Genomic DNA, 16,224 nt, shown 5'->3' on the forward strand with positions numbered 1-16,224 from the left:
TTCAGCGCGCCGGGCGCACGCCGGAGGTCTGAGCCTCCAGCATCAGCCGGTCGGTAGCCATCGGATCATGACCAAGGATTTCACCCTTGAAGATCCAGACCTTGATGCCGCAGACGCCATAGGCGGTGTGGGCTTCGGCTTCGGCATAGTCGACGTTCGCGCGCAGCGTGTGCAGCGGAACGCGGCCTTCGCGATACCATTCGACACGGGCGATCTCCGCGCCGCCCAGACGGCCGCCGCAGGTGATCTTGATGCCTTCGGCACCCAGACGCAGGGCCGACTGCACCGCGCGCTTCATCGCACGGCGGAACGCGACACGGCGTTCCAGCTGATCCGCGATGCCCTGCGCCACCAGCTTCGAATCGACTTCCGGCTTGCGGATTTCGACGATGTTCAGCGACACGTCGGACGAGGTCAGCGCGCCCAGCTTCTTGCGAAGCTTTTCGATGTCGGCGCCCTTCTTGCCGATGATGACACCGGGGCGGGCGGCGTAGATCGAAACGCGGCACAGCTTGGCCGGGCGTTCGATCACGACCTTGGAGATCGCGGCCTGCGGCAGGGTCTTCATGATATACTGGCGGATCTTCAGATCCTCCAGCAGAAGACGGCCATAATCCTGGCCTTCCGCGAACCAGCGGCTGTCCCAGGTGCGGTTGATCTGCAGGCGCAGACCGATCGGGTTGCTCTTGTGACCCATGTGCTTACGCCTCCGCTTCTTCGCCAGCTTCACGCACGACGATGCGCACGCGGCTGAAGGGCTTGAGGATCCGGGTCGACTTGCCGCGGCCGCGGGCGTGGAAGCGCTTCATGGTGAAGCTCTTGCCCACCGATGCTTCCGCGACGACCAGCGCGTCGACGTCCAGATTGTGATTGTTTTCCGCATTGGCGATGGCCGAAGCCAGCACCTTGCGCACGTCGACCGCCATCGCCTTCTTCGAGAAGGCGAGGATGTTCAGCGCGTCCTCGACCTTGCGGCCGCGGATGAGCGTGGCGACCAGGTTCAGCTTCTGCGCCGAACCGCGGATCTGCGTGCCGACGGCCAGCGCCTCGTTGTCGGCGACGCGACGGGGAGCCTTTTCCTTGCTCATTAGCGCTTGCCCTTCTTGTCGGCGGCGTGGCCGGGGAAGTAGCGGGTCGGGGCGAATTCGCCCAGCTTGTGACCCACCATATCCTCGTTGACGGACACCGGAACATGCTTGCGGCCGTTATAGACGTTGAACGTCAGACCGACGAACTGCGGCAGGATGGTGGACCGACGCGACCAGGTCTTGATCGGGCCGGCCTTCGAACCAACGTCCTGCGCGGCTTCCGCCTTCTTCAGAAGGCTGAGGTCCACGAACGGACCTTTCCAGACGGAACGAGCCATCTCGCTTACCTCTTCTTCTTCGCGTGGCGGCTACGGATGATGAACTTGTCCGTTGCCTTGTTGTGACGGGTGCGCGCACCCTTCGTCGGCTTGCCCCAGGGGGTAACCGGGTGACGGCCGCCCGAGGTCCGGCCTTCGCCACCACCGTGCGGGTGGTCGACCGGGTTCTTCGCAACGCCGCGCGTCAGCGGGCGCTTGCCCAGCCAGCGGTTACGGCCGGCCTTGGCGAGGTTCGTGTTGGCGTTGTCGGGGTTCGACACGGCGCCCACGGTGCCCATGCAGTCCGAACGGATGTAGCGCTGCTCGCCCGACGACAGGCGGACCATCACCATGCCGCGATCGCGACCGACGAGCTGGGCATAGGTGCCCGCCGAACGGCAGAGCTGGCCGCCCTTGCCCGGCTTCATCTCGATATTGTGGATAATGGTGCCGACCGGCATCTGGCCCAGCTCCATCGCGTTGCCCGGCTTCACGTCGGTCTTCTTGCCCGCGACGATCTTGTCGCCCGGCGCCAGACGCTGCGGCGCCAGGATATAGGCCTGGGTGCCGTCGGGATAGTTGACCAGCGCGATGAAGGCCGTGCGGTTGGGGTCATATTCCAGACGCTCGACCGTGCCTTCCACGTCCCACAGGCGACGCTTGAAGTCGATGATGCGATAGCGCTGCTTGTGACCGCCGGCGATACCGCGCGAAGTCACATGGCCCTTGTTGTTGCGGCCACCGGTCTTGCGCTTGCCTTCGGTCAGCGCCTTGACGGGCTTGCCCTTGTGCAGGCTCGACTTGTCGACGAGGATCAGGCCGCGCTGCGCGGGACTGGTCGGATTATAGTGCTTGAGTGCCATCTATCCCGCCTCAGATTCCGGTGGTGACGTCGATGGACTGGCCTTCGGCCAGCGTCACGATCGCCTTCTTCACGTCGTTGCGCTTGTAGGGCTTGCCCTTCCAGCGCTTGACCTTGCCCTTCTGGACCAGCGTGTTGACCGCCTTCACGGTCACGCCGAACAGGGCTTCGACAGCCGCCTTGATCTCCGGCTTGGACGCATTGTTGGCGACCTTGAAAACAACGGCGTTGTTTTCGGAGAGAAGGGTCGACTTCTCGGTGATGACCGGCGCGACAACGACGTCGAAATGACGGTTGTCCACGGTCGCGGCTTCTTTCTTAGCCATTGAAACGGGCCTCCAGCTTTTCGACCGCGGCGCGGGTGAGCACCAGCGAATCGGCCTTCAGGATGTCGTAGACGTTGGCGCCGACGGCCGGCAGCAGGTTCACGCCGATGATGTTGGCCGATGCCTTCGCGAAGCTGACGTTCACCGCGTCGCCGTCGATGAACAGCGCCTTCGACACGTTCAGCTTGGCGAGGTGCGCGACGAGGTTCTTCGTCTTGCCTTCCGCCACGTCGAAGCTGTCCAGAACGATCAGCGAACCGTCCTTGGCCTTGGCCGACAGCGCCATCTTCAGGCCCAGGGCACGGACCTTCTTGTTGAGGTCGTGACCGAAATCGCGGGCGCGGGCGCCGTGCGCCTTACCACCGCCGATGAAGATCGGCGCCTTGCGGTCGCCGTGACGGGCGGTGCCGCCACCCTTCTGACGGCCGAACTTCTTGCCGGTGCGGGCAACGTCCGAACGTTCGCGGGTGGCGCGGGCCGGAGCGCGACGCTTTTCCAGCTGCCAGGTGACGACGCGGTGCAGGATGTCGGTGCGGGGCTCGACGCCGAACACGGCATCGTTCAGCTCCAGCTCGCCGGCGGCCTGCGCGTCGAGGGTCTGTACATTGACCTTCATGGTTTAGCCCTCCTGGCCTTCGGTCGCTTCGGGAGCGGCCGCGTCTTCCGCGGGCGTCTCGGCCGGAGCGTTATTGCTGTTGGCGGCCGCCTTCAGGCTGGCCGGATAGGGCGCGTCGGCATGGCGCGGCACCTTCACCGCGTCGCTGACCGTCAGCCAGGTGCCCTTGGCACCCGGAACGCTGCCCTTGACGAACAGGAGGCCGCGCTCGACGTCGGTGCGCACGATCTCGAGATTCTGCTGGGTCCGCTCGCGATCACCCATGTGACCGGCCATCTTCTTGTTCTTGAAGACGCGGCCGGGATCCTGGCGGTTACCGGTCGAACCATGGGCACGGTGGCTGATCGAGACGCCGTGGGTGGCGCGCATGCCGCCGAAACCCCAGCGCTTCATCGCACCGGCGAAACCCTTACCCTGGGTATGGCCGGCGACGTCGACCAGCTGGCCGGCAACGAAATGGTCCGCGGCGATTTCGGCGCCGACATCGAGGAGCGCGTCCTCGGCGACACGAAATTCGACCAGACGGGCCTTGGGCTCGACTTCGGCCTTCGCGAAGTGGCCGCGCTGCGGCTTGGCGACATTCTTGACCTTGGCAACGCCGGCACCGAGCTGGACGGCGACATAGCCGTCACGATCGGTTTCCTTGCGGGCCACGACCTGATTGCCCTCAAGGGCCAGAACCGTAACGGGAACATGACGTCCGTCCTCCTGGAACAGACGGGTCATCCCGACTTTCTTAGCGATCACGCCTGTGCGCATCACCGATTACTCCCATAGAGGCCCGCCCCACCTCTTTTCCAGAAAATGGGCAGCGGGCGTATCCAACGAAAAAACCGCTCAGGATCACTCCTTCGCGGCCCAACCCAAAATATAGATCACCCCGTCCGGGTTGGATGCCGATCCCTCCCGGGAAAGGCGACGGGGGACCAGGACCACGCGCCGTCCCGGTTCACCGGTGGGGCCGTGCGGTATCCCTTGTGTCGTTTGAGTTTTCGTCCGGGGACGAAATACCCGATACCCTGCCTCCGGTCAGGAAGGCAGGGACTTGCCGGCTATCAGGCCAGCTTGATCTCGACGTTCACGCCGGCCGCGAGGTCCAGCTTCATCAACGCGTCGACCGTCTGCGGCGTCGGCTGCACAATGTCAAGCATGCGCTTGTAGGTGCGGACCTCGAACTGCTCGCGCGACTTCTTGTCGATGTGCGGGCCGCGGTTGACCGTGAACTTTTCGATGCGCGTCGGCAGGGGAATGGGACCGCGGATAAGGGCGCCGGTGCGGCGGGCGGTGTCGGCGATGTCGCCGGTCGCCTGATCGAGCACGCGATGATCGAACGCCTTGAGGCGAATGCGGATGTTGCTGTCCATTGTTCCTGTACCGATGCGAAAGAGCCAAAAACCCGGAGCATTTTCAAAAACCAGCCGGAGCAGCCGATGATTTGTGAAAATGCGCCAACAAAAATTTACCGCCCCGTTTCTGGCCCTTCTAGCTCATGCGAGCCGGAGAAAGGCGATCCGGGGCGGCGAAAAAGCCGAGCGGCGCGAATCAGGCGATTCGCGCCGCTGCGGTCCTATATTACTTCGAGATCGTACCGACAACCCCTGCACCCACGGTGCGGCCGCCTTCGCGGATCGCGAAGCGCAGGCCCTGGTCCATGGCGATCGGGGCGATCAGCTTGACGCCGAGCTTCACATTGTCGCCGGGCATGACCATCTCGGTGCCTTCGGGCAGGATCACTTCGCCGGTCACGTCGGTGGTGCGGAAGTAGAACTGCGGACGATAGTTCGCGAAGAACGGGGTGTGACGGCCGCCTTCTTCCTTCGACAGCACGTAGACTTCGGCGTCGAATTCGGTGTGCGGGGTGATCGTGCCGGGCTTGGCCAGAACCTGACCGCGCTCGACTTCCTCACGCTTCACGCCACGGATCAGCGCGCCGATGTTGTCGCCGGCTTCACCCTGGTCGAGCAGCTTGCGGAACATTTCGACGCCGGTGACGGTGGTCTTCTGCGTGTCCTTGAGGCCGACGATCTCGACTTCCTCGCCAACCTTGACGATGCCGGTTTCGACGCGGCCGGTGACGACGGTGCCGCGGCCCGAGATCGAGAACACGTCTTCGATCGGCATCAGGAACGGCTTGTCGACCGGGCGCTCGGGCTGCGGAATGAACGAGTCAACGGCCGCCATCAGCTTCAGCACGGCGCCGCGGCCGAGCTCTTCGTTGACGCCGTCCAGGGCAGCCTTGGCCGAGCCGGGGATGACGGGAATGTTGTCGCCGTCGAAATCGTAGCTGCTCAGCAGCTCGCGGATTTCCAGCTCGACCAGCTCGAGGATTTCGGCGTCGTCGACCAGGTCGACCTTGTTCATGAACACGACGAGCTGCGGCACGCCGACCTGGCGGGCGAGCAGGATGTGCTCGCGGGTCTGCGGCATCGGGCCGTCGGTGGCCGACACGACCAGGATCGCACCGTCCATCTGCGCGGCGCCGGTGATCATGTTCTTCACATAGTCAGCGTGGCCGGGGCAGTCGACGTGTGCATAGTGACGCGCTTCGGTTTCATATTCGACGTGGGCGGTCGAAATGGTGATACCGCGTTCGCGCTCTTCGGGCGCCTTGTCGATGTTGGCATAGTCGACGAAGGTCGCGCCGCCGGTTTCGGCGAGGACCTTGGTGATGGCGGCGGTCAGCGAGGTCTTGCCATGGTCGACGTGACCGATCGTGCCGATGTTGCAGTGCGGCTTGTTCCGCTCAAACTTAGCCTTAGCCATTTTTTCCTACCTTCTAATCAAATCCGATGGGGTTTGACCGCTCGGCCGCGCCTTGCGAAGGCGCGTCCATAGCAGCAAATTTCGAGAATACCAGCCCCAATCCGACCCATTTGCGCGGGCCGGACCGGGAAAATCGTCAGGCCATCTTCGCCTTCACTTCGTCCGCCACATTCTGCGGCACTTCGTCATAGTGCGAGAAGATCATCGAATAGTTCGCACGCCCCTGGGTGAAGGACCGCAGCGTGTTCACATAGCCGAACATGTTGGCCAGCGGCACCATGGCCTCCACCACCTGCGCGTTGCCGCGGGTGTCGGTGCCCTGGATCTGGCCGCGACGGCTGTTCATGTCGCCGATGACGTCGCCCAGATATTCCTCCGGGGTCACGACCTCGACCTTCATGACCGGCTCGAGCAGCTTGATGCCCGACTTCCCGGCCGCTTCGCGCATGGCGCCGCGGGCACAGATTTCGAAGGCCAGGGCCGACGAGTCGACGTCATGGTAGGCGCCGTCCGTCAGATGGACTTCGAAGTCGATGATCGGAAAGCCGATGAGATGGCCGGTCTCGGCCGTCTCGCGGAAGCCCTTTTCCACCGACGGGATATATTCGCGCGGGATGTTGCCGCCCTTGATCTCGTCGAAAAACTGGAAGCCGCTGCCGCGCTCGCCGGGGACCACGGTCGCCTTGACGCGACCGAACTGGCCCGAACCACCCGACTGCTTCTTGTGGGTGTAGTCGATGTCGACCTTCTTGCTCAGATATTCGCGATAGGCGACCTGCGGCGCGCCGACATTCGCCTCGACCTTGAACTCGCGCTTCATGCGGTCGACCAGGATTTCAAGGTGAAGTTCGCCCATGCCCTTGATGATGGTCTGGCCCGATTCGTGATCGGTCGATACGCGGAAGGACGGGTCCTCCGCGGCCAGGCGGTTGAGCGCGATGCCCATCTTTTCCTGGTCGGCCTTGGTCTTGGGTTCGACCGACAGCTCGATGACCGGCTCGGGGAATTCCATGCGCTCCAGGATGATCGGCTGGCGTTCGGCGCACAGCGTATCGCCCGTGGTGGTTTCCTTCATGCCGGCCAGCGCGACGATGTCGCCGGCATAGGCCGTATCGACGTCTTCACGGCTGTTGGCATGCATCAGCAGCATGCGGCCGATCTTTTCCTTCTTGTCCTTGACCGAGTTCAGATAGGTGCCCTTGGTCAGCGTGCCCGAATAGACGCGCAGGAAGGTGAGCGATCCGACGAAGGGATCGTTCATGATCTTGAACGCCAGGCCGGAGAAGGGCGCATCGTCGGCGGTCGCGCGGCTGTCGGGCTGGTCCGTGTCGGGGTTGATGCCCTGCACGTCGGGAATGTCGAGCGGCGAAGGCAGATAGTCGACGACCGCGTCGAGCAGCGGCTGGACGCCCTTGTTCTTGAACGCGCTGCCGCACAGCACCGGCGTGAACGCCTGGTCCAGCGTGCCCTTGCGGATCAGCTTCTTCAGCGTGGCGGTGTCGGGCAGGTTGCCTTCGAGATAGGCTTCCATCGCCTCGTCGTCCTGTTCGACGGCGAGTTCGATCAGCTTTTCGCGATATTCGGCGGCCTTGTCGGCGAGATCGGCGGGGATTTCCTCATAGGTGAACTCGGCACCCAGATTCTCGTCCTTCCAGATGATCGCGCGGTTTTCGACCAGGTCGACCAGACCCTTGAAGTCCGACTCGGCGCCGATGGGCAGGTACAGGACAGCCGGGGTCGCACCCAGGCGATCGATGATCGTCTGCACGCAATAATAGAAGTCGGCGCCGGTGCGGTCGAGCTTGTTGATGAAGCACATCCGCGGCACCTTGTACTTGTCCGCCTGGCGCCACACGGTTTCCGACTGGGGCTCGACGCCCGCAACGCCGTCGAACGCGGCGACCGCGCCGTCGAGCACGCGCAGCGAGCGCTCGACCTCGATCGTGAAGTCGACGTGACCGGGCGTGTCGATGATGTTCAGCCGGTGGTCGTTCCAGAAACAGGTGGTCGCAGCCGACGTGATGGTGATGCCACGCTCCTGCTCCTGCTCCATCCAGTCCATGGTGGCGGCGCCGTCATGGACTTCGCCGATCTTGTAGGACTTGCCGGTGTAGTAAAGGATACGCTCGGTCGTGGTGGTCTTGCCGGCGTCGATGTGGGCCATGATGCCGAAATTGCGGTAGCGTTCAAGCGGATGGCTGCGGGCCATGATGCTTCTCCGTTGCCGGCGCACCGGCGGTTGGGGATTCGGTTGTTCTGCGCGTGGCCCCTAAACCAATCCGTTCGCCATGGGTAGCACCCCTGACGAACGGACCGATCTTCAGAACCTGTTGGAGACAGCGGGCATATAGGCGCCCGCGCCCCTCTTTACCAACGGTAGTGCGAGAAGGCGCGGTTCGCTTCCGCCATGCGGTGCGTGTCTTCGCGCTTCTTGACGGCATTGCCGCGGTTGTTGGCGGCGTCCAGCAGCTCACCCGACAGGCGCGCGGCCATCGTGGTTTCGCTGCGGTTGCGCGCGGCGGTGATCAGCCAGCGGATGGCCAGCGCCTGGGCGCGCTCGGGGCGCACTTCGACAGGGACCTGATAGGTCGCACCGCCGACGCGGCGGCTGCGGACCTCGATGCCCGGCTTCACATTGTTCAGCGCATCGTGGAACATGCCGATCGGATCCTTCTTGGCACGGGCCTCGACGGTGTCGAGAGCGCCATAGACGATCTGTTCGGCGACGGCCTTCTTGCCGTCCTGCATGATGCTGTTCATGAACTTCGAAAGCACGACATCCCCGAACTTGGGATCGGGAAGGATGATGCGCTTTTCGGGGCGACGACGACGTGACATTTTACTGGTCTCCCCTTCTTACTTCGGACGCTTCGCGCCGTACTTGGAACGGCTCTGCTTGCGGTCCTTGACGCCCTGGGTATCCAGAACGCCGCGCAGCACGTGATAGCGCACACCGGGAAGGTCGCGCACGCGGCCGCCACGGATCAGCACGACCGAGTGCTCCTGAAGATTGTGGCCCTCACCCGGGATATAGGTGATGACTTCGCGCTGGTTGACGAGGCGAACCTTCGCCACCTTGCGAAGCGCCGAGTTCGGCTTCTTCGGGGTCGTCGTGTAGACGCGGGTGCAAACGCCGCGCTTCTGCGGGTTCGCTTCCATCGCAGGGACCTTCGACTTGGCCTTCTGCGGTTCGCGGCCCTTGCGGACCAGCTGGTTGATCGTTGGCATGAAGCCCTTCACCTTTTCAGTTACTTTACCTGGGCATTCCCGTGTTCCATGCCGCACGGAGGACATTCCTCCAAACGGCAAAGGCCCCGGTGGGCGAAAGCCCCCTGGAGCCGCAAGAGCACCCGGCAATGTTCAGCTCTAATGTTCGCCCAGAAAATTGACGCGAGGAGACGAGTCTTCGCACGGCAGGCCGCTGGGCTGGCGCGCCTATAGCGATGCGCGGCCGGGCGGTCAAGCGAGGCCGGGGCCGGCCGCGCGCAGGCATCGACGCGCCGGCGGGATAGCCATAAAATAATTTCAAGGCCACGGAACAAAATCGACGCTTGCTCATTTCGTCCCGCCACCCGCTCGACTCGTCACGTCTTCGCAACGATGGATTCGCCCCGCAGGGCCGCCTTTGCTACGCGCCCGAGTCGAAAAGAGCATGGGGTCAGCATTGTCGCAGAAAAACGGGTCGAGAGCGGCGGCTCTTCGAACGCGCATGAACGCGCTGTTCGCCGAGCGCGAAATATTCCTGCGATCGGGCGGACGGGTGAAGTTCATCCGCGTATCGCGCCGGGCGCAGATGCTGGGCGTCGCCGCGCTGGGCGCCGCCCTGCTGGGCTGGGGCGGCGCGACGCTGGCCATGGCCGTCAACAGCGCGTCGGTTGCGGTCGAACGGGCGGCCCTGGCCAAACGGGGCGAAACGGTCGCGAAGGCCGCCAGCAAGGTCGCCGATTATCGCCGGTCGGTCGAGGATCTGGCCGAGGACCTGGAAGCGCGCCAGGATTTCATGGAAGACGTCTATCGCACCCATTTCGGGTCGGATGGCGGCAAGGCGACGGCCACGGGGCTGGTTGGCGATGCCAAGGCGGACAAGGGCCCCGAACTCAAGACCAAGATCAGCATGGCGCCCGAAGCCGCGCCGCTGATCCGGCTGGAACAGCGCCAGCGCCAGTTCGCGCAGCGCCTGACCGCCGCGGTCGACCGCCGCGCTGACAAGGCAGCGGCCGCGATCCGCAGCTTCGGCCTCAATCCCGATACGCTGATGCGCGGCGCCGCGCGGGCGCAGGGTGGTCCCTTCCTGCCGTGGAAGGGCGAAAAGAGCGCCCTGACCGGGGAGCTGGAAAAACTGGCCGACGCGCTCGACCGGATGGAATATCTGGAGCGCAGCCTGATCGCCATCCCGTCGGGCAAGCCCACGGCGGCGCCGATGGAAACCAGTTCCTACGGCTATCGGCGGGACCCTTTCAACGGACGCGCCGCGTTCCACGCGGGTATCGATTTCCCCGGCCGCTACGGCCAGCCGATCGAGGCCGCCGCGCGGGGCCGCGTCAGCTTCGTCGGCCAGCGCCAGGGCTATGGCAATGTCGTCGAGGTGGAACATGGCAACGGCATCATGACCCGTTACGCCCATCTGTCGGGCTTCGGCGCCCGCGTCGGCCAGAAGGTGTTGCGCGGCGAGACGATCGGCCGGATGGGATCGACCGGCCGGTCGACCGGCACCCACCTGCATTTCGAGGTCCGGCTGAACGGCCAGGCCATCAACCCCCGTCGTTTCCTGGAGGCCCGCGAAGATGTTCTCGAAGTCCAGCAGCTCGCCAAGGCCCGCTTCGCCGACATCGGCAACCGGAGCTAGGCATACGCCCTTCTCGCTGATCGGCACCGACGTCACCATCACGGGCAATATCGCGGCGTCGGTCGACCTGCATGTCGACGGCGTTGTCGACGGCGACATCAGCTGCGCGTCGCTGGTGCAGGGCGCGGACAGCCGGATCAGCGGCCATGTGACGGCCAGGAGCGCGCGGCTCGCCGGGCTGGTGGACGGCTCCATCAGCGCCGACGAGCTGGTGGTGGAAAGCACCGCCCGCATCACCGGCGACGTGCGCTACGAACGGATCACCATAGAGCCGGGCAGCCGTATCGAGGGACATTTCACACCCAAGGACGCGGCAGCCGGAGGCGGCGAATTGAAGCTGATCGCCAATGAGGGCGCGGCCTAACGATATTTGTCACTGGTCGTCCGCAGGCACGGCCCGTATCGGGCGCACCTCACCCCAACCGGGAAAGGTGCGCGATGAAACGTTCAGATTTCTGGCCCGACATACGCCGCTTCCTGATCGGCTTCGCCGGCGGCGGCGTCATGCTCGGTCTCTACACGCTGGTCAGCGTCCGGCCCCTGCCCTGAGCCCATGCCCTGAGTCTTCATCGCGCCGGATCGATCAATTCACCGGCGGCCGGCGGCGATAGCTGAGCGCTTCCGCCACATGGACGCGCCCCACCTTCTGCGCGCCCGCCAGATCCGCAATCGTGCGCGCGACCCGCAGCACGCGGGTGTAGCCGCGCGCGGACAGCTTCATCGCGGTCGCGGCCTGCGCCAGCAACTGCCGTCCCGCATCGTCCGGCCCGGCTGCCGCTTCCAGCGCGTCGCCGTCCACTTCCGCATTGGTGCGCGTGCCGGTGCCGGCATAGCGCGCCGTCTGCACCGCCCGTGCCGCAGCGACCCGCGCCGCGACCTCGGCCGATCCTTCCGCCGGCGGCGGCAGCACCAGGTCGGCGGCGGTCACCGCCTGCACCTCCACATGCAGGTCGATGCGGTCGAGCAGCGGCCCCGACACCTTGGCTTGATAGTCCGCCGCGCAGCGCGGCGCACGGGAACAGGCGAGCGCCGGATCGCCCAGATGGCCGCAGCGGCACGGGTTCATGGCGGCCACCAGCTGGACCCGCGCAGGGAAGGTGACATGGGCGTTCGCCCGCGCCACCGTCACTTCGCCCGTTTCCAGCGGCTGGCGCAACGAATCAAGTACCGCGCGCTGGAATTCGGGCAGTTCGTCTAGAAACAATACGCCCAGATGCGCCATGCTGACCTCGCCCGGCCGGGCCTTCAAACCGCCGCCGACCAGCGCGGCCATGGACGCGCTGTGATGCGGCGCGCGGAACGGTCGGGCGCGGCTGATCCGGCCGCTCTCCAGCGTTCCCGCGACGCTTGCCACCATCGATGTTTCCAGGGCTTCGGCCGGGGTGAGTTCCGGCAGGATGCCCGGCATGCAACTCGCCATCAGCGACTTGCCCGCGCCGGGCGGACCGATCATCAGCAGATTATGCCCGCCGGCCGCCGCTATTTCGAGCGCGCGCCTGGCGACTTCCTGTCCCTTCACCTGCCGCAGGTCGGCGGCGCGGACGGCCGCGTCCACCGCGCCGGGCTGCGGCGGCGAGAGCGCGGCGGTCCCCTTGAAATGGTTGAGCAGGCCCAGCAGGTCGGGCGCGGCGATCACCTCCACCTGCCCGGCCCAGGCGGCTTCGGCGCCCTGCGCCGCCGGGCAGACCAGCCCCATGTCCCGTTCCCCGGCATGGAGCGCGGCGAGCAGCACGCCGGGCGACGGCGCGGTGCGCCCGTCCAGTCCCAGTTCGCCGACCACGACATAGCCCGACAGGGTTTCGGCATCGATGACCCCCATCGCGCCCAGGAGCGCGAGCGCGATGGGCAGGTCGAAATGTGATCCTTCCTTGGGCAGGTCGGCGGGCGACAGGTTCACCGTGATGCGCTTGGGCGGCAGCGACAGGCCGATCGCGGCAATGGCGTTGCGCACCCGCTCGCGGCTTTCCGCCACGGCCTTGTCCGGCAAACCGACCAGGATGAAGTTGGGCAGGCCGGGGACGAGCTGGCACTGGACCTCCACGCCGCGCGCCTCCAGCCCCAGATAGGCGACCGTCGAAACCGTTGCGACCAAATGCCCCCCATTTCCGGCCGGTCAGGCCTGTTCGTCCGGCCTGCCCTTGAACCCCTGCGCCACGACATACCATTCGACGCTGCCCTTGCGGCTGGCCGGGGGCTTGGCGTGCTTGATGGTCGTGAAATTCTTCTTGAGCATGACCAGGAGGTCGCCGTCCGTGCCGCCTGCGAAGACCTTGGCCACGAACGTCCCGCCCTTGCGCAGGTTTTCGACCGCGAACAGCGCCGCCGCCTCCACCAGCCCCATGGTGCGCAGATGGTCCGTCCGCGCATGCCCCACGGTATTGGCCGCCATGTCGGAAATGACGAGATCGGGTTCCTGCCCCAGCGCCTGGCGCAACAGGTCGGGCGCCTTGTCGTCCATGAAATCCATTTCGAACAGCGTGACGCCGGGAATGGGATCGGTCGGCAGCAGGTCGATGCCGACCACGGCGGCCTTGGGCGCCATCTTGCGCACCACCTGCGCCCAGCCGCCCGGCGCGACGCCCAGGTCGACGACGGCGCGCGATCCCTTCACGAAATGGAATTTCTCGTCCAGCTCGATCAGCTTGAAGGCGGCCCTGCTGCGCCATCCCTCGGCCTTCGCCTGGCGGACATAGGGGTCGTTCAGATGCCGCTCCAGCCAGCGCACCGATTGCGCGGTGCGGCCTTTCGCGGTCTTGACCCGGATCTTGCCGACGCCCGAGCCCCTCACATCACCACTCCGTCACGGTCCATCAGGCCGCGCAATATGCCTTCGCGGATGCCCCGGTCGGCCACGCCAAGGCGCTCGGCCGGCCAGATGTCGAGGATCGATTCCAGGATTGCGCAACCCGCCACCACCAGGTCGGCCCGTTCCGTGCCGATGCAGGGCAATGTCTGCCGTTCGGCCAGCGGCATGGCGGACAGGCTCGCGGAGATGGCGCGCATCGATTCGCACGGCACGATCAGCCCGTCGATCGCCTGCCGGTCGTAGCGCGGCAGGTTGAGGTGCAGGCTGGCGAGCGTCGTCACCGTGCCCGACGTGCCGAGCAGGCGGATGCCGTCCGCGCCGCGCGGCAGACGGCGCGCCAGCCCTGCGAATGCACCGCTAACCCGTTCGCGCATCCGCCCGTAGGCGGCGAGCCGCTGCCCCGGATCGGCATGGTCGAAAGCCTCGCTTTCGGTCAGCGACACCACGCCCCAGGGCGCGCTGACCCAGTCGACGATGCGCGGCGGGCCGTCGCCGTGGGAATCGACCAGCACCAGTTCGGTCGACCCGCCGCCAATGTCGAAGATGAGCGCGGGGCCGTCGCCCGGCTCCAGCAGCGCATGGCATCCCATCACCGCCAGCCGCGCCTCTTCCTGCGCGCTGATGATATCGAGGGCGATGCCCGTCTCGCGGTAGACGCGCTGGATGAATTCCGCGCCGTTGGCTGCGCGGCGACAGGCCTCGGTCGCGACCGAGCGGGCAAGCGTCACATGGCGACGGCGCAGCTTGTCCGCGCACACGGACAGCGCGGCGATGGCGCGATCGATCGCGGCGTCGCTGATCCGCCCGGTCGAAGCCAGCCCTTCGCCAAGGCGCACGATGCGCGAAAAAGCATCCACCACGATAAACCCGTCCGCCGACGGCTTGGCGATCAGCAACCGGCAATTGTTCGTGCCCAGGTCGATCGCGGCATAGGATTTGCGGCCACGCGTACCATGGGCGGAAAGGCCCCGCTGCTTCGACGGGGGAGGAATGGCCGCAGCCTTGCTCCCATTGCCCGGACCGGGGCGGGCATTCTGACCCGCGGGACGGCCGGTCGGGCCGGAACTCTGCGGCGATGGGCGGCTGTGCTGCACCAGGGCCGTTACTCACTTTGATCGCCGATCCCATGACGGGCGCGGAACTTGCCTTCCTGCTTAAGCGGATCAGGCGCGTTACGCAAGGCGAAGGCGGGAACGCTCCGGGCAGGGGCGTTCCCGTAACGGGTCACCGCGTATAGGCCTTGACCAAGCGGTAGAGAAACGCCCGCCCGTCCATCAGCGATTTGACGCGGATGCGCTCGTTCAGGCCATGGACGCCCTGCCCGTCGGGATCGGCGAACATGCCGGACACGCCATAGGTCGGGATGCCGGCCGCATTGGTGAAACGCCCGTCGGTCGCGCCGGTGGCAAGGCGCGGGATCACCGGCACGCCGGGCCACATTTCCCTGGTCAGCGTCTCGATCGGTCCCATGATCTGCGGCGTCAGTTCGGGCGCGGACGATTTGGGCTGCGGCGGATCGGCCAGCGTCACCTTGACCTTCGGATCGGCCGCTATCTCGGCGAGCCTCGCCAGGACGGACTCGACGCTTTCCCCCGGAATGATGCGGCAATTGACATTGGCCGTTACCGATTGCGGCTGGGCATTGGGGGCGTGGCCGCCGCTGATCAGCGTGGGAATGCAGGTGGTGCGCAGCGTGGCGTTCCAGCTCGCATTTTCGGCCGATACGGCGGCATAGTCGGCATCGGTCGCCTTGCCCGCGCCGATCGCCGCCATCGCGGCCGACACCTTGCCCGGATAGAGCGGCGCCGATGCGCCGAAATAGGCCCGGGCCGCCGGGGTCAGGTCGACCGGGAAATCATAATCGTTGATGCGCGACAGGGCGGCCGCCATCCAGCCGATCGCGTTGACACGGGGCGTCTGGCGCGAACTGTGGCCACCGGGCGCCGTCGCGGTGAAGGTGAAGTCCTGATAGACTTTCTCGCCCGCCTGCACGCCCTGCGCCACCGGCTTGCCGCTTTCGTCGAGCGACCCGCCGCCGCCTTCGTTCAGCGCCCAGCCCGCCGACAACGCGTCCGGGTGGTTCTTCAGCAGATATTCGACGCCGTTCAGCGCCTTTTCGGTTTCCTCGCCGCAGGTCAGGGCCAGCTTGATCGTGCGCCGGGGCTTGTAGCCTTCGGCCCGGTAGCGGACCATCGCGTCGGTGAAGGCCGCGGCCATCGCCTTGTCGTCGGACGTTCCGCGGCCGTAAAAATAGCCGCCTTCCTCGACCAGCGTGAAGGGGTCGCGCGCCCAGTCGGCACGCTTGGCCGCCACCACGTCGATATGGGCGAGCAGCAGCAGCGGCGGCAGCTTCGCGTCGGTGCCCCGCAATATCGCGGTCAGATTGCCTTCCCGGGGGTGTGCCGGATCGACGATCACGGCCATGTCGCCATCGGCGAAGCCCGCCGCCTTCAGCCGCGCGCCCATGCGCTGGGCCGCCAGCGTGCAGCTGCCGTCCGGCCAACTCGTATCGGTTTCGACCAGTTCCTTGTAGAGGCCGCGAAATTCGGCTTCCCCGCTGCGCGCCTGCTGGTCGGGCGCAGCGGCGTGGACGCTGGCGGTCGCGAACAGCGCGATGGAAAGCGCGGCGGCGGCGGCGGGACGGCGAAATGACATGAATG

The 16,224-nt window shown here is 65.8% G+C and carries 18 protein-coding genes; 2 read left to right on the forward strand and 16 right to left on the reverse strand.

Features of this window, described 5'->3' with window-relative positions:
• Window position 1: 1 nt before the first annotated feature.
• The 12 genes from rpsC to rpsL form a co-directional block, all read right to left on the reverse strand.
• The gene (gene rpsC / locus J3E64_RS03945; protein WP_253339973.1) at window positions 2–697 is read right to left on the reverse strand and encodes a 30S ribosomal protein S3; all 696 of its coding nucleotides are present in this window, start codon (window positions 695–697) and stop codon (window positions 2–4) included.
• Between the two features lie 4 nt (window positions 698–701).
• Entirely contained in the window at window positions 702–1,088 is a 387-nt protein-coding gene (gene rplV, locus J3E64_RS03950; RefSeq protein ID WP_009820636.1) for a 50S ribosomal protein L22, read from the reverse strand.
• Window positions 1,088–1,366 (reverse strand): 30S ribosomal protein S19, encoded by a 279-nt coding sequence (rpsS, locus tag J3E64_RS03955; RefSeq protein WP_253339975.1) that lies wholly within the window; start codon window positions 1,364–1,366, stop codon window positions 1,088–1,090. Before rpsS ends, rplV begins: the two co-directional genes overlap by 1 nt.
• A 5-nt stretch (window positions 1,367–1,371) precedes the next feature.
• The gene (rplB, locus tag J3E64_RS03960) at window positions 1,372–2,208 is read right to left on the reverse strand and encodes a 50S ribosomal protein L2 (protein ID WP_253339977.1); all 837 of its coding nucleotides are present in this window, start codon (window positions 2,206–2,208) and stop codon (window positions 1,372–1,374) included.
• Window positions 2,209–2,218: 10 nt separating this feature from the next.
• Entirely contained in the window at window positions 2,219–2,533 is a 315-nt protein-coding gene (locus tag J3E64_RS03965; RefSeq protein WP_253339979.1) for a 50S ribosomal protein L23, read from the reverse strand.
• Entirely contained in the window at window positions 2,526–3,149 is a 624-nt protein-coding gene (gene rplD, locus J3E64_RS03970) for a 50S ribosomal protein L4 (RefSeq protein WP_253339987.1), read from the reverse strand. Before rplD ends, J3E64_RS03965 begins: the two co-directional genes overlap by 8 nt.
• A gap of 3 nt (window positions 3,150–3,152) precedes the next feature.
• On the reverse strand, window positions 3,153–3,908 hold the full coding sequence (rplC, locus tag J3E64_RS03975; protein ID WP_253340283.1) for a 50S ribosomal protein L3: 756 nt from the start codon (window positions 3,906–3,908) through the stop codon (window positions 3,153–3,155).
• A gap of 296 nt (window positions 3,909–4,204) precedes the next feature.
• Window positions 4,205–4,513 (reverse strand): 30S ribosomal protein S10, encoded by a 309-nt coding sequence (gene rpsJ, locus J3E64_RS03980; protein WP_007686587.1) that lies wholly within the window; start codon window positions 4,511–4,513, stop codon window positions 4,205–4,207.
• A 208-nt stretch (window positions 4,514–4,721) separates the two neighbouring features.
• Window positions 4,722–5,912: an elongation factor Tu gene (tuf, locus tag J3E64_RS03985; protein ID WP_253339988.1), complete on the reverse strand. Its 1,191-nt coding sequence runs from the start codon at window positions 5,910–5,912 to the stop codon at window positions 4,722–4,724.
• 136 nt (window positions 5,913–6,048) lie between these two features.
• Window positions 6,049–8,121 (reverse strand): elongation factor G, encoded by a 2,073-nt coding sequence (gene fusA, locus J3E64_RS03990; RefSeq protein ID WP_253339990.1) that lies wholly within the window; start codon window positions 8,119–8,121, stop codon window positions 6,049–6,051.
• Window positions 8,122–8,279: 158 nt separating this feature from the next.
• Window positions 8,280–8,750, reverse strand: coding sequence for a 30S ribosomal protein S7 (gene rpsG, locus J3E64_RS03995; protein ID WP_253339992.1), 471 nt, complete (start codon window positions 8,748–8,750; stop codon window positions 8,280–8,282).
• Window positions 8,751–8,768: 18 nt separating this feature from the next.
• Complete coding sequence (gene rpsL, locus J3E64_RS04000) at window positions 8,769–9,140, reverse strand: 30S ribosomal protein S12 (protein ID WP_253339994.1); 372 nt, start codon at window positions 9,138–9,140, stop codon at window positions 8,769–8,771.
• Between the two features lie 481 nt (window positions 9,141–9,621).
• Between rpsL and J3E64_RS04005 the strand changes: the two genes are divergently transcribed.
• Together J3E64_RS04005 and J3E64_RS04010 are read left to right on the forward strand one after the other, a co-directional pair.
• A complete protein-coding gene (locus J3E64_RS04005) occupies window positions 9,622–10,758 on the forward strand; it encodes a M23 family metallopeptidase (protein WP_253339996.1) in 1,137 nt (378 codons plus the stop codon).
• Window positions 10,697–11,122, forward strand: a complete 426-nt coding sequence (locus J3E64_RS04010; protein ID WP_253339998.1) for a polymer-forming cytoskeletal protein — start codon at window positions 10,697–10,699, stop codon at window positions 11,120–11,122. Before J3E64_RS04005 ends, J3E64_RS04010 begins: the two co-directional genes overlap by 62 nt.
• A gap of 219 nt (window positions 11,123–11,341) precedes the next feature.
• On the opposite strand, the gene J3E64_RS04015 is transcribed toward J3E64_RS04010, so the two are convergent.
• The 4 genes from J3E64_RS04015 to J3E64_RS04030 form a co-directional block, all read right to left on the reverse strand.
• Complete coding sequence (locus J3E64_RS04015; protein ID WP_253340000.1) at window positions 11,342–12,850, reverse strand: YifB family Mg chelatase-like AAA ATPase; 1,509 nt, start codon at window positions 12,848–12,850, stop codon at window positions 11,342–11,344.
• Between the two features lie 21 nt (window positions 12,851–12,871).
• Window positions 12,872–13,546 carry an RlmE family RNA methyltransferase gene (locus tag J3E64_RS04020; RefSeq protein ID WP_253340002.1) on the reverse strand — a complete coding sequence of 225 codons (675 nt, stop codon included), beginning with the start codon at window positions 13,544–13,546 and terminating at the stop codon, window positions 12,872–12,874.
• Window positions 13,543–14,661, reverse strand: coding sequence for a Ppx/GppA phosphatase family protein (locus J3E64_RS04025; RefSeq protein ID WP_253340285.1), 1,119 nt, complete (start codon window positions 14,659–14,661; stop codon window positions 13,543–13,545). Before J3E64_RS04025 ends, J3E64_RS04020 begins: the two co-directional genes overlap by 4 nt.
• A 127-nt stretch (window positions 14,662–14,788) precedes the next feature.
• Complete coding sequence (locus J3E64_RS04030; protein ID WP_253340011.1) at window positions 14,789–16,219, reverse strand: M20/M25/M40 family metallo-hydrolase; 1,431 nt, start codon at window positions 16,217–16,219, stop codon at window positions 14,789–14,791.
• Between the last annotated feature and the right edge of the window lie 5 nt (window positions 16,220–16,224).

The sequence above is a fragment of the Sphingobium sp. OAS761 genome (assembly GCF_024168485.1).
Taxonomy (GTDB): domain Bacteria; phylum Pseudomonadota; class Alphaproteobacteria; order Sphingomonadales; family Sphingomonadaceae; genus Sphingobium.

Bases quoted from the DNA above. Each gene is read 5' to 3' on its own strand.
- rpsC (WP_253339973.1), bottom strand. From the start codon at position 697: ATGGGTCACAAGAGCAACCCGATCGGTCTGCGCCTGCAGATCAACCGC.
- rplV (WP_009820636.1), bottom strand. From the start codon at position 1,088: ATGAGCAAGGAAAAGGCTCCCCGTCGCGTCGCCGACAACGAGGCGCTG.
- rpsS (WP_253339975.1), bottom strand. From the start codon at position 1,366: ATGGCTCGTTCCGTCTGGAAAGGTCCGTTCGTGGACCTCAGCCTTCTG.
- rplB (WP_253339977.1), bottom strand. From the start codon at position 2,208: ATGGCACTCAAGCACTATAATCCGACCAGTCCCGCGCAGCGCGGCCTG.
- J3E64_RS03965 (WP_253339979.1), bottom strand. From the start codon at position 2,533: ATGGCTAAGAAAGAAGCCGCGACCGTGGACAACCGTCATTTCGACGTC.
- rplD (WP_253339987.1), bottom strand. From the start codon at position 3,149: ATGAAGGTCAATGTACAGACCCTCGACGCGCAGGCCGCCGGCGAGCTG.
- rplC (WP_253340283.1), bottom strand. From the start codon at position 3,908: ATGCGCACAGGCGTGATCGCTAAGAAAGTCGGGATGACCCGTCTGTTC.
- rpsJ (WP_007686587.1), bottom strand. From the start codon at position 4,513: ATGGACAGCAACATCCGCATTCGCCTCAAGGCGTTCGATCATCGCGTG.
- tuf (WP_253339988.1), bottom strand. From the start codon at position 5,912: ATGGCTAAGGCTAAGTTTGAGCGGAACAAGCCGCACTGCAACATCGGC.
- fusA (WP_253339990.1), bottom strand. From the start codon at position 8,121: ATGGCCCGCAGCCATCCGCTTGAACGCTACCGCAATTTCGGCATCATG.
- rpsG (WP_253339992.1), bottom strand. From the start codon at position 8,750: ATGTCACGTCGTCGTCGCCCCGAAAAGCGCATCATCCTTCCCGATCCC.
- rpsL (WP_253339994.1), bottom strand. From the start codon at position 9,140: ATGCCAACGATCAACCAGCTGGTCCGCAAGGGCCGCGAACCGCAGAAG.
- J3E64_RS04005 (WP_253339996.1), top strand. From the start codon at position 9,622: ATGAACGCGCTGTTCGCCGAGCGCGAAATATTCCTGCGATCGGGCGGA.
- J3E64_RS04010 (WP_253339998.1), top strand. From the start codon at position 10,697: ATGTTCTCGAAGTCCAGCAGCTCGCCAAGGCCCGCTTCGCCGACATCG.
- J3E64_RS04030 (WP_253340011.1), bottom strand. From the start codon at position 16,219: ATGTCATTTCGCCGTCCCGCCGCCGCCGCCGCGCTTTCCATCGCGCTG.